Source organism: Ottowia oryzae (assembly GCF_003008535.1).
Classification (GTDB): Bacteria; Pseudomonadota; Gammaproteobacteria; order Burkholderiales; family Burkholderiaceae_C; genus Ottowia; species Ottowia oryzae.
In genome coordinates, this window is the sequence record NZ_CP027666.1 from 2,058,336 (window position 1) to 2,070,464 (window position 12,129).

Annotated in this window: 12 protein-coding genes; 11 read left to right on the top strand and 1 reads right to left on the bottom strand. The window is 60.3% G+C overall.

Annotated elements, in window-relative coordinates; translation table 11 throughout:
* Positions 1-7: 7 nt before the first annotated feature.
* The 11 genes from nuoG to C6570_RS09630 are packed head-to-tail and all read left to right on the top strand — an operon-like array spanning position 8 to position 11,165.
* Entirely contained in the window at positions 8-2,122 is a 2,115-nt protein-coding gene (gene nuoG / locus C6570_RS09580; protein WP_106702998.1) for an NADH-quinone oxidoreductase subunit NuoG, read from the top strand.
* A complete protein-coding gene (gene nuoH, locus C6570_RS09585; protein WP_106702999.1) occupies positions 2,119-3,195 on the top strand; it encodes an NADH-quinone oxidoreductase subunit NuoH in 1,077 nt (358 codons plus the stop codon). The genes nuoG and nuoH overlap by 4 nt, the downstream gene beginning before the upstream one ends.
* A 22-nt stretch (positions 3,196-3,217) precedes the next feature.
* On the top strand, positions 3,218-3,727 hold the full coding sequence (nuoI, locus tag C6570_RS09590) for an NADH-quinone oxidoreductase subunit NuoI (RefSeq protein ID WP_106703000.1): 510 nt from the start codon (positions 3,218-3,220) through the stop codon (positions 3,725-3,727).
* A 29-nt stretch (positions 3,728-3,756) separates the two neighbouring features.
* A complete protein-coding gene (locus C6570_RS09595; RefSeq protein WP_106703001.1) occupies positions 3,757-4,416 on the top strand; it encodes an NADH-quinone oxidoreductase subunit J in 660 nt (219 codons plus the stop codon).
* A complete protein-coding gene (gene nuoK, locus C6570_RS09600; protein ID WP_106703002.1) occupies positions 4,413-4,721 on the top strand; it encodes an NADH-quinone oxidoreductase subunit NuoK in 309 nt (102 codons plus the stop codon). Before C6570_RS09595 ends, nuoK begins: the two co-directional genes overlap by 4 nt.
* Positions 4,722-4,729: 8 nt before the next feature.
* The gene (nuoL, locus tag C6570_RS09605; protein WP_106703003.1) at positions 4,730-6,748 is read left to right on the top strand and encodes an NADH-quinone oxidoreductase subunit L; all 2,019 of its coding nucleotides are present in this window, start codon (positions 4,730-4,732) and stop codon (positions 6,746-6,748) included.
* 21 nt (positions 6,749-6,769) lie between these two features.
* Positions 6,770-8,245: an NADH-quinone oxidoreductase subunit M gene (locus C6570_RS09610; protein WP_106703004.1), complete on the top strand. Its 1,476-nt coding sequence runs from the start codon at positions 6,770-6,772 to the stop codon at positions 8,243-8,245.
* A gap of 10 nt (positions 8,246-8,255) precedes the next feature.
* Positions 8,256-9,743 (top strand): NADH-quinone oxidoreductase subunit NuoN, encoded by a 1,488-nt coding sequence (nuoN, locus tag C6570_RS09615; RefSeq protein WP_106703005.1) that lies wholly within the window; start codon positions 8,256-8,258, stop codon positions 9,741-9,743.
* Between the two features lie 13 nt (positions 9,744-9,756).
* Positions 9,757-10,062 carry a DUF2818 family protein gene (locus C6570_RS09620; RefSeq protein WP_106703006.1) on the top strand — a complete coding sequence of 102 codons (306 nt, stop codon included), beginning with the start codon at positions 9,757-9,759 and terminating at the stop codon, positions 10,060-10,062.
* A gap of 1 nt (position 10,063) precedes the next feature.
* Positions 10,064-10,657: an NUDIX domain-containing protein gene (locus C6570_RS09625; RefSeq protein WP_106703007.1), complete on the top strand. Its 594-nt coding sequence runs from the start codon at positions 10,064-10,066 to the stop codon at positions 10,655-10,657.
* A 1-nt stretch (position 10,658) separates the two neighbouring features.
* Complete coding sequence (locus tag C6570_RS09630; RefSeq protein ID WP_106703008.1) at positions 10,659-11,165, top strand: DUF1178 family protein; 507 nt, start codon at positions 10,659-10,661, stop codon at positions 11,163-11,165.
* 120 nt (positions 11,166-11,285) lie between these two features.
* On the opposite strand, the gene fnr is transcribed toward C6570_RS09630, so the two are convergent.
* Positions 11,286-12,005, bottom strand: a complete 720-nt coding sequence (fnr, locus tag C6570_RS09635) for a fumarate/nitrate reduction transcriptional regulator Fnr (protein ID WP_106703009.1) — start codon at positions 12,003-12,005, stop codon at positions 11,286-11,288.
* Positions 12,006-12,129 lie beyond the last annotated feature (124 nt).

Consider the following 12,129-nt stretch of genomic DNA (forward strand, 5'->3'; position numbering starts at 1 on the left):
AATCGACATGGTTGAAATCGAGATCGATGGCAAGAAGGTAGAGGTGCCTGAGGGCAGCATGGTGATGCATGCGGCCGACAAGGCGGGCACCTACATTCCGCACTTCTGCTATCACAAGAAACTGTCCATCGCGGCCAATTGCCGCATGTGCCTGGTGGATGTGGAGAAGGCGCCCAAGCCGATGCCGGCGTGCGCAACCCCTGTCACGCAGGGCATGATCGTCCGCACGCAAAGCACCAAGGCGGTAGAGGCGCAGAAATCCGTGATGGAGTTTCTGCTGATCAACCACCCGCTGGATTGCCCCATCTGCGACCAAGGCGGCGAATGCCAGCTGCAGGACTTGGCGGTGGGCTACGGCGGCTCTGCATCGCGCTATCACGAAGAAAAGCGTGTGGTGTTCCATAAGGATGTGGGCCCGCTCATCTCCATGGAAGAGATGAGCCGCTGCATCCACTGCACCCGCTGCGTACGCTTCGGTCAAGAGATCGCCGGCGTCATGGAATTGGGCATGGCCAACCGCGGCGAGCATGCCGAAATCGAGACGTTTGTTGGCGACACCGTCGACTCAGAGCTCTCCGGCAACATGATCGACATTTGCCCGGTCGGTGCGCTGACCAGCAAGCCCTTCCGCTACAGCGCCCGCACTTGGGAGCTGTCGCGCCGCAAGAGCGTCAGCCCTCACGATTCCACGGGCGCCAACCTGATTGTTCAGGTGAAGAACAACCAGGTCATGCGTGTGGTACCGCTCGAAAACGAAGCCGTGAACGAGTGCTGGATCGCCGACCGCGATCGCTTTTCCTATGAGGCACTCAACACCGAGCAGCGTCTGACCAAGCCCATGCTCAAGCAAGGCGGGCAATGGAAGGAAGTGGATTGGGCGACCGCGTTGGAGTACGTGGCCAACGGCCTTAACCAGATCAAGGCCGAGCACGGTGCAGGTGCGATTGGCGCGCTGGTCAGCCCGCAGAGCACGGTGGAAGAGCTGTATCTGGCGGGCCAGTTGGTGCGCGGCCTGGGCAGCGACAACATCGACTACCGTCTGCGCCACACTGAGTTTGCGCAAACCGAGGGCGCCCATTGGTTGGGTACGTCCATCGCATCGTTGTCCGATCTCCAGGCGGCCTTGGTGGTGGGCAGTAATCTGCGCAAGGACCATCCGCTGTTTGCTCAGCGAATTCGCCAGGCAGCGCGCCGTGGTGCTGCGGTGGCAGCTATCACTTCGGTAGCAAATCTACGCGATGAACATGCCTGGGCGATGCCTGTGGCTGTACGGTCTCTGGGCGAGGCGGGGGAATGGTTGGCGCTGCTGGCCAACGTCGCCGCCAGTGTCGCTCAATCGCAAGGTGTGGCTGCGCCCGTGGAGGGCGAGGCCACGGCCGAAGGCCAGGCCATTGCCCAACTGCTGCTGTCTGGCGAGCGCAAGGCTATCTTGCTGGGCAACATGGCTGCGCATCACCCCAATGCATCGTCGCTTCTGGCACTCAGCCAGTGGATCGGTCGGCAGACGGGTGCCACGGTGGGTTACCTGACAGAAGCTGGCAACACGGTTGGCGCCCAGCTGGTGGGGGCCTTGCCTGCGCGCGGCGGCCAAAACGCCGGGCAGATGCTGGCTGGCGGCTTGAAAGCCGTGCTGCTGCTGAATTGCGAGCCGGGTTACGACACCTCGGCGCCCCTGCAGGCCAGCGACATGGTGATCACGCTCAGTCCTTTCAAAGCCAATATGGACATCAGCGACGTACTGTTGCCCATCGCCCCGTTCACCGAAACTTCCGGCACTTTCGTCAACGCTGAAGGGCGTGCACAGAGTTTCCATGCAGTGGTGCGGCCGCTCGGCGAAACCCGGCCCGCGTGGAAGGTGTTGCGGGTGCTGGGTGACATGCTGGGCGTGGTTCAGCCACCCTACGAATCCTCGCAAGAGGTGCTTGGACAGGCGCTGGGGGGATTGGGTGCTTCGTCGCAGGTCGATCGTTCGCGCCTGAGCAATCAAACCGGCGCTGGGATTCAGTTGCGCAGTGAGGCCGTGGCGTTGGCACCAGTCAACATTTACCAACTGGACGGCATCGTCCGTCGTGCACCGTCGCTGCAAGAGACTGCCGACGCGCGTCAAGGAGCTTCGACATGATCGATACGCTCTATCAAGCCGGCCTGAACCTGGTCGGGGCGACGTGGTGGTCCGCCATTGCGTGGCCCGTGATCTGGAACATGCTCAAGATCGTCGTGTTGCTGCTGCCTTTGATGGGCGCCGTGGCGTACCTGACGCTCTGGGAACGTAAGCTGCTTGGCTTCATGCAGGTGCGCCACGGGCCCAACCGCGTGGGGCCTATGGGCTTGCTGCAGCCGATCGCCGATGCGGTGAAGCTGCTGACCAAGGAGATCATTCGTCCCACCGCTGCCGCGAAAGGCTTGTTCTTCCTGGGGCCGCTGCTGGCGATCATGCCGGCCTTGGCCGCGTGGGTGGTGATCCCCTTCGGCCCAGAAGTGGCGCTTTCCAACGTCAACGCAGGCTTGTTGTTGGTGATGGCCATCACATCCATCGAGGTGTACGGCGTGATCATCGCCGGCTGGGCTTCCAACTCGAAGTACGCCTTTCTCGGTGCGCTGCGAGCATCTGCCCAGATGGTGAGCTATGAAATCGCCATGGGCTTCTGCTTCCTGGTCGTGCTCATGGTGGCCGGCAGCATGAACATGACGCAAATCGTGCTGTCGCAGGGCGATGGGCGCTTCGCCGACATGGGCCTGGGGTTCCTCTCATGGAACTGGCTGCCGCTGCTGCCCATTTTTCTGGTCTACCTGATCTCGGGCGTTGCTGAAACCAACCGCCACCCGTTTGACGTGGTGGAGGGCGAGGCTGAAATCGTCGCCGGTCACATGGTCGAGTATTCGGGCATGGGCTTCGCAGTGTTCTTTCTGGCCGAATACGCCAGCATGTGGCTGGTGTCGATTCTTGCCGTGACCATGTTCCTTGGCGGCTGGCTGTCACCGATAGCGGCATTGGATTTCATCCCCGGATGGATCTGGCTGGCGCTGAAGACTTTCGTGGTGGTCTCGATGTTCATCTGGATTCGTGCCACTTTCCCTCGATTCCGTTACGACCAGATCATGCGTCTGGGCTGGAAGATCTTCATTCCGGTCACGCTGTTTTGGCTGGTGCTGGTGGGCATCTGGCTCAACAGCCCGTGGAACATCTGGCATTGATTGAACGGCACAGGACTTCATCATGGCTTCCCTAGCTGCTTCACCTTTTTCTATCAAGGACTTCCTCAAGAGCTTCATGCTCGTGGAATTGTTCAAGGGCATGGCCCTGACCGGGCGCTACGCCTTCAGCCGCAAGGTGACGGTGCAATACCCGGAAGAGAAAACGCCCTTGTCGCCGCGTTTTCGTGGTCTTCACGCGCTGCGTCGCTATGAAAACGGCGAAGAGCGCTGCATTGCCTGCAAACTCTGTGAGGCGGTGTGTCCCGCAGTGGCCATCACCATCGAAGCGGGTGAGCGCTCTGATGGCTCGCGCCGTACCAGCCGCTACGACATCGACCTGACGAAGTGCATCTTCTGTGGTTTCTGCGAAGAGAGCTGCCCCGTCGATTCGATCGTCGAAACGCCGATCTTCGAATACCACGGCGAAAAGCGCGGTGACCTCTACTTCACCAAGGACATGCTCCTGGCGGTGGGTGATCGCTACGAACCCGAAATCGCGGCAACCAAGGCGGCAGACGCCAAGTACCGCTGAGTCGGTGGGCACCAAAGAAGATACGACCCATGGACGTTAAGACTGGTTTCTTTTATCTGTTCGCCCTGGTCATGCTGTTCGCAGCTTTCCGGGTGGTCACGGCGCGCAACCCTGTGCATGCCGTGCTTTATTTGATGCTCACGTTTTCGCAAGCCGCAGGTATCTGGCTGCTGTTGAAGGCGGAGTTCCTGGCGATCGTGCTGGTATTGGTTTACCTCGGCGCGGTAATGGTGCTGTTCTTGTTCGTGGTGATGATGCTGGACATCCACATTGACACGCTGCGGCAAGGTTTTTGGCGTCATTTCCCGCTGGCCCTGGCGATGGGGGCATTGATCTCGCTGGAAATGGCGGTGGTGCTTTTCGGCGGCTTCCGTGCGGGTGACGCACCTGTCGTTCCCGAAACCGTGACGAATGCAGCTGGTCAGGTCGTTCAGTATTCGAACAGCCAGGAGCTTGGTTCAATTCTGTACACGGAATACCTGTACCCGATCGAAATTGCGGCGGTGATTTTGCTGGTAGCGATGATTACCGCGATTGGCCTGACGTTGCGTGAGCGCAAGGACACCAAGAAAATCGATCCTTCCGACCAGGTCCGCGTACGTGCGCGCGACCGAATGGAGGTGGTGAAGCTGGCGGCAACTCAGGCGCCGGTTGCGGTGGCAGTGGTGGCTGAGGAGCCCAAGAAATGACTTTGACGCTGGCTCATTACCTGACCTTGGGCGCGATTCTGTTCGCACTGTCCGTTGTCGGCATCTTCCTTAACCGCAAGAATTTGATTGTGCTGCTGATGGCGGTCGAGCTCATGCTGCTGGCCATCAACCTCAACTTCGTCGCCTTCTCCCATTACCTGGGCGATATGCACGGCCAAGTCTTCGTGTTCTTCATTTTGACCGTGGCGGCTGCCGAGTCCGCCATCGGCCTTGCGATCCTGATGCTGCTGTTCCGTAACAAGTCGAGCATCAACGTCGACGAACTCAACTCGCTGAAGGGTTAACGAGAACAATGAGTCAGACCCTTTCTGCCGCCAGCCTGATCGCGGTGCCTTTGGCACCACTGGCTGGCTCACTGCTCGCCGGTATTCTCGGCACCGCTTTCGGGGGCAACCGCGTTGGGCGTTTCGCCTCGCAATCGGCCACCATCCTGGGCGTGTTCGTCGCGTTCCTGATTTCTGCCATGACGCTCTGGAGCGTGATGGTGGACGGTGCGCACTTCAACCAGACGCTTTACGAGTGGATGACCATCGGCTCGCTGAAGATGGAGGTCGGCTTCCTTGTCGATAGCCTCACGGCGATGATGATGTGCGTGGTGACCTTCGTGTCGTTGATGGTGCACATCTACACCATCGGCTACATGGCGGAAGACGATGGTTACGACAGGTTTTTCTCGTACATCTCGTTGTTCACCTTCTCGATGCTCATGCTGGTCATGAGCAACAACTTCCTCCAGCTGTTCTTCGGTTGGGAAGCGGTGGGCTTGGTTTCGTACCTGCTGATCGGCTTCTGGTACGACCGCCCCACCGCAATCTTCGCGAACATGAAGGCGTTCCTGGTCAACCGCGTTGGCGATTTCGGCTTCATCCTGGGCATTGGCTTGATCGTCGCTTTTGCCGGCACGCTGAATTACGACCAGACTTTTGCCAAGGCAGGCGAATTGGCCTCGATGACAATGCCCGGCACCAGCTGGATGCTTGTCACCGTGATCTGCATCTGCTTGTTCATCGGGGCTATGGGCAAATCGGCGCAGTTTCCTCTGCATGTCTGGTTGCCCGATTCGATGGAAGGCCCGACCCCGATTTCCGCGCTGATCCACGCGGCGACCATGGTGACTGCGGGCATCTTCATGGTGGCGCGCATGTCGCCTTTGTTTGAGCTTTCCGACACTGCGCTGAACTTCATCCTGATCATCGGCGGGATCACGGCGCTTTTCATGGGCTTTCTGGGCATTATCCAGAACGATATCAAACGCGTTATCGCCTATTCCACACTGTCCCAGCTCGGGTATATGACAGTGGCATTGGGCGCCTCTGCCTATTCGGCCGCGGTGTTCCATCTGATGACCCACGCGTTCTTCAAGGCGCTGCTGTTCTTGGCGGCGGGCTCGGTCATCATGGGTATGCACCACAACCAGGACATTCGCTGGATGGGCAACGTCCGCAAGTACATGCCCATCACCTGGATCACGTTCCTGCTTGGTTCGCTGGCATTGATCGGAACGCCGTTCTTTTCGGGCTTCTACTCCAAAGACTCCATCATTGAGGCCGTGCACGCCAGCCACCAGTCCGCCTCGGGTTTTGCATACTTTGCCGTGATTGCTGGCGTTTTCGTGACGGCCTTCTATTCGTTCCGACTCTACTTCCTCGTCTTTCACGGCAAGGAGCGTTACGACCAGAACCCGGATGCACACCACGACGACGACCATGGGCATAGTCCTGGCCACGACGAAAAGCCGCACGAGTCGCCCTGGGTGGTTTGGCTGCCGCTGGTCTTGCTGGCAATTCCATCCGTCTTCATCGGTGCTATGTCGCTGATGCCGATGCTCTTTGGTGATTTCTTCAAGGGCGTCATTCATATCGACTCTGCCCGTCACCCGGCGATGGCGCATCTGGCTGAAGAGATTCATGGGTGGCTGCCCATGGGCTTGCACGGCTTTGTCACCATGCCGTTCTGGCTGGCCCTGTCGGGTGTGGCGCTGTCGTACTACATGTACATGATCAACCCGGCCTTGCCGGCGCGGATCAAGCAGGCCTTCCAGCCGGTCTACAAGTTGCTGGAAAGCAAGTACTACCTCGACTGGATCAACGAGAACATCATTGCCCGCGGTGCGCGCATGCTGGGTACAGGGCTTTGGCAAGTGGGTGATCGCGCGCTGATTGACGGCTTGGTCGTCAACGGTTCGTGGAAGCTCGTGGGCTGGATGGCGGGCGTGGTGCGCTGGATGCAGTCCGGCTACCTGTACCACTACGCGCTGTTGATGATCCTGGGCATCTTCGTGCTCATGACGTACTTCGTTGTGCTCAACTAATTAGGGATTGCGAGAAAGACAATGGGTTGGTTGAGCCTTGCCATCTGGATGCCGATTGCGATCGGCGCCTTGCTGCTGCTGCTGGGCCGGGAAAGCCAAGTGCAGTTGGTGCGCTGGATTGCGCTGATCGGGTCGCTGGTCAGCTTCCTGGTCACATTACCGCTCTACAGAGGCTTCCGTCTCGGCACGCCCGAGATGCAGTTTGTCGAGAATCACTCGTGGATAGCGCGTTTCAACGTGAATTACCACCTGGGTGTGGACGGCATTTCGTTCTGGTTCGTGCTCTTGACCGCTTTCATGACCGTGATCGTGGTGATCGCGGGCTGGCAGGTGATCGAGCGGCGCGTCAACCAGTACATGGCCGCTTTCCTGATCCTGTCGGGGTTGATGATCGGCGTGTTCTGCGCACTGGATGGCGTCCTGTTCTACGTCTTCTTCGAAGCGACGCTGATCCCGATGTACCTCATCATCGGCGTCTGGGGTGGTCCGAACCGCATTTATGCCGCGTTCAAGTTTTTCCTGTACACGTTGCTGGGGTCGCTGCTTATGTTGGTGGCCTTCATCTACCTGTACGCGCGTGCCGACGGTAGTTTCGACATCCTGACCTGGCACGCCCTGCCGCTGACGGGCACCGAGCAGACGATGTTGTTCTTCGCCATGCTCGCCGCGTTCGCTGTAAAAGTGCCGATGTGGCCGGTTCACACATGGTTGCCTGACGTCCACGTCGAGGCGCCTACAGGTGGTTCTGCCGTGCTGGCGGCGATCATGCTGAAGCTCGGTGCCTACGGTTTCCTTCGCTTCTCCCTGCCCATCCTCCCGGATGCGTCGCGCGAATGGGCGTGGCTGATGGTCGGTCTGTCTCTGGTGGCGGTGATCTATGTCGGCCTGGTGGCGCTCGTCCAGCAGGACATGAAGAAGCTGGTGGCGTATTCGTCCGTTGCCCACATGGGTTTCGTGACCCTGGGCTTCTTCATCTTCAACGACCTCGGAATCAGCGGCGGCTTGGTGCAGATGATTGCGCACGGCTTCGTCTCGGGTGCCATGTTCTTGAGCATTGGGGTGTTGTACGACCGCGTGCATTCGCGTGAAATATCCGCGTATGGCGGCGTTGTCAGCAAGATGCCCCGGTTCACCACCTTCGCGCTGCTGTTCGCTATGGCCAACTGCGGTCTGCCCGGCACCGCTGGGTTTGTCGGCGAATGGATGGTGATCCTGGGCGCCGTAAAGTTCAATTTCTGGATTGGCCTGCTGGCCGCTACCGCCTTGATTCTGGGCGCTTCCTACACGCTGTGGATGTTCAAGCGCGTGTACTTCGGCCCGGTCACCAACGACAACGTGCGCAAGCTGAAAGACATCAACGCGCGTGAGTTTTTCATGCTGTCGGTCCTGGCGGTTGCCGTGCTCTGGATGGGCATCTATCCCAAGCCGTTCACCGATGTCATGCAGGCCTCGGTCGATAACCTGATCAAGCAGGTCGCTGTTTCCAAGCTGAATTGAGGGTGTGCAGATGATTGACAAATTCAGTTGGGTGGCGATTTATCCAGAAGTAGTGCTTCTGGTGATGGCTTGCGCCATCGCTTTGCTGGACCTGTTTGACCGCAGCCGCGGGCGCATCGTTGCCTACGTCCTTTCCTTGTTGACCTTGGTCGTGTTGATTGCGCTGACCGGGATGAACGCCGCTGCCGGCCAGACCATCTATGGCTTTGGCGGTCTGGTCGTCAGTGACCAGATGGCCAACTGGCTGAAATGCTTCTCTGCTGTGGCTGTGGCGGTCGCCTTCGTTTACGGGCGCACGTATGTTGGCCTGCGTGGCATGCTTCGCGGCGGTGAGTGGTACGTTCTCAGCTTGTTCTCGTTGTTCGGGGTCTTCGTGATGATCTCGGCCAACAACTTCCTGCTGATCTACCTGGGCCTGGAGTGCATGACCTTGGCCGGCTACGCCATGGTGGCGCTGCGCCGTGACCACGTGACCTCGGTCGAGGCCGCTATGAAGTATTTCGTGCTTGGCGCCATGGCATCCGGCTTCCTGCTCTACGGTCTGTCCATGCTTTATGGCGCCACGGGCACGCTCGACATCTCGGCGGTTTTCCGCGCCGTGGCCACAGGCCAGATCAAGCACCAGGTTTTGGTGTTCGGCCTGGTGTTTGTGGTGGCCGGCGTCGCGTTCAAGTTTGGTGCTGTGCCGTTCCATATGTGGATCCCGGATGTGTACCAAGGCGCGCCGACTTCCGTCACATTGATGATCGGCGCGGCGCCCAAGTTGGCTGCCTTCGCCATGGCAATCCGCCTGTTGGTGGAAGGCCTGCTTCCGCTGGCCATCGACTGGCAGCAGATGTTCGGCTTGCTGGCGATCGCCTCCCTGCTGATTGGTAACCTGGTTGCCGTGGCCCAGGCCAACCTGAAGCGCATGCTGGCCTACTCGACGATCGGGCAGGTCGGCTTCATCTTCCTGGGGTTGATGGCGGGCGTTTCCGGTGGTACAGCGCTGGGCGCGGCCAATGCCTACAGCTCGGCGATGTTCTATGTGGTGACATACGTTCTGACCACGCTGGCCAGCTTCGGCATCATTTTGCTGCTGTCGCGCGAAGGCTTCGAGAGCGAGGAAATCAGCGATCTGGCCGGCTTGAACCAACGCAGCCCACTCTTTGCAGCCATCATGGCGGTCTGCCTGTTCTCACTGGCGGGTATTCCGCCGCTGGTGGGCTTTCAGGCCAAGCTGTCGGTGCTGCAGGCCTTGATCAGCACGGGCTATGTGGTCCATCTGGGCTTGGCGGTGTTTGCCGTCCTCATGTCGCTCATCGGCGCTTTCGCCTACCTGCGTGTGGTGAAGGTGATGTACTTCGACGAACCCACGACGGTGGCGCCAATCCAGGCACCCTGGGACATGCGCGCGCTGTTGACGGTGAATGGCGCCATGCTGTTGGTGCTCGGCATCCTGCCCGGGGCCTTGATGACTTTGTGCGCCCGCGCCATCGTCCAAATGCTGGGCACCTGACGCTGCCTCGGTTGTGTCTCAAAGTCTGTCCATTGCCGTTCTATTGGCGCTCGCGCTGATTGCAGCCAATTTGCCCTTCGTCAGCCAGCGACTGATGCTGGCGCTGCCGGTGCCGGGCGGCCACAAAAACTTGGCCTGGCGCGCGCTGGAGCTCATCCTTTGGTATGCCATTGTCGGTGCCATCGGCATGGCGATGGAAAGGGCTCTGGGGCAGAACCAGGTGCAGGGCTGGGAGTTCTACGCCGTCACCGGCGCGCTGTTTCTGACCTTCGCATTCCCGGGGTTTGTCTACCGCTATCTGCTGCTCAAGGGGCGTTGAAATGCCTGACGGAAAGCTGCTGGAGCGCCGTCTTGACGGCCAAACGCTGGTGCAGGGCAATTTCCTCAAAGTCTGCCGCGACCAGGTCGAATTGCCCGATGGCGCGGTGACCACCCGCGAATACGTCGTACACCCCGGCGCCGTGATGATCGTGCCCTTGCTCGACGACGGGGCGGGCCCCCTGCGTCTGGTGATGGAAAGGCAGTTTCGTTACCCCGTCGGTCAGACCATCATTGAGTTTCCCGCAGGCAAGCTCGACCCGGGTGAAGCGGGCCTCGCTTGCGCACAGCGCGAACTGCGCGAAGAGACGGGCTACACCGCGGCGCAATGGGCTCGCGCCGGTGTGCTGCATCCCTTGGTTGCCTATTCCACAGAGTTCATCGAGATCTGGTTTGCGCGCGGCTTGACTGCGGGTGCCCGGCAGCTTGATGCCGGCGAGTTTCTGGATGTCTTCGCGGCCACGCTGGACGAGTTGCAGGGCTGGTGCCGCGACGGCACGGTGACGGACGCCAAGACCCTTATTGGCGCCTTGTGGCTACAGAACGTGCAAAGCGGCGCTTGGGCGCTGGACTGGCAACGGCCGCCATCGGCGTGAGATGAAGGTCCTGAATCTTCAATGCCAGCACGGCCACGGGTTCGAGGGCTGGTTTTCGTCCGAGGACGACTTCCAGCATCAGCTTTCCAGCGGGCTCTTGGCCTGCCCCATGTGCGGCGACCCCACGGTTACCAAGCTTCCCAGCGCGCCGCGGCTCAACCTGGGTGCGGCGGGCACGCGGCACGAGAGCGGCGAGCGCACACCGGAATCGGCTGGTGCGGCGACTGGGTCATCGGTGCAGCGCGAAGGGTCGGCCGACAACGTGGCGTCATTGCCTCCGCAGGTGCTGCAGGCGGCGTGGCTGCACGTGGTGCGGCGCGTGATGGCGAGCGCCGAGGACGTCGGTCAGCGCTTCGCCGAAGAGGCGCGGAAAATGCACTACGGTGAGTGCGAGGCGCGCGGTATCCGCGGGCATGCCACGCCGCAGCAGACGGAAGAGCTTTTGGACGAAGGCATCGCCGTCATGCCGCTGCCTGTGCCAGACGGCTTCAAAGACACTTTGCAATGATTTTGATAGCTGCCCGCGCTGATTGGGCGGGCGCTGGAGCCTGATAAAGCTTGAAATCGGGCGTTGGGGGATTCAGGCCGCAACCCACGCCGCCGTCGCCACGCTGACGACCAGGGCCAATCAGGCCCAGGAAGGCGTGTTGACGATAGCGCGCAGCGCATCGCTGCTCAGAATGCGCACGTGGCGCTGCTTCACTTCGACGATGCCTTCCTCGGCGAACTTCGAGAAGGTGCGGCTCACCGTCTCGAGCTTCAGGCCCAGGTAGCTGCCGATTTCTTCGCGCGTCATGCGCAGCACCAGCTCACTGGATGAGAACCCGCGCGCCTGCAGGCGCTGCACCAGGTTGAGCAGGAAGGCGGCCAGGCGCTCTTCCGCGCGCATGCTGCCCAGCAAAAGCATCACGCCATGGTGGCGGACGATTTCGCGGCTCATGATCCGGTGGACATGCGTCTGCAGGGCCGGCACGTCACGCGACAGATCTTCGATGCGGTCGTAAGGCATGACGCACACCTCGGCGTCTTCCAGCGCCACCGCATCGCACGTGTGGCGGTCGCCCACGATGCCGTCCAGGCCCATGATTTCGCCGGCCATCTGAAAGCCTGTGACCTGGTCGCGCCCACCCTCGGTGGTCACGCAGGTCTTGAAGAAGCCGACGCGGATGGCATAGAGCGCGCTGAACTTGTCGCCGTTCGAAAACAGGGCAGAGCCGCGCTTGATGCGGCGGCGCAGAGTTACCAATTCATCCAGCTTGCCCAGATCGCCGTCGGACAGGCCCATCGGCATGCACAACTCGCGAAGATTGCAGTTGGAGCAGGCGACTTTGATGGCTTGAGGGGTCATGCGGCCGGTGTCGGCGCGCGTGGAGGCGCTAAAGACATGTAACGTATTTTAATCGATGCTGCCCTCCCGACGAGGACAAAGGGTAAATCCGTGCGCGCCGCTCTTGGCCGGTGTTGATCCGCGT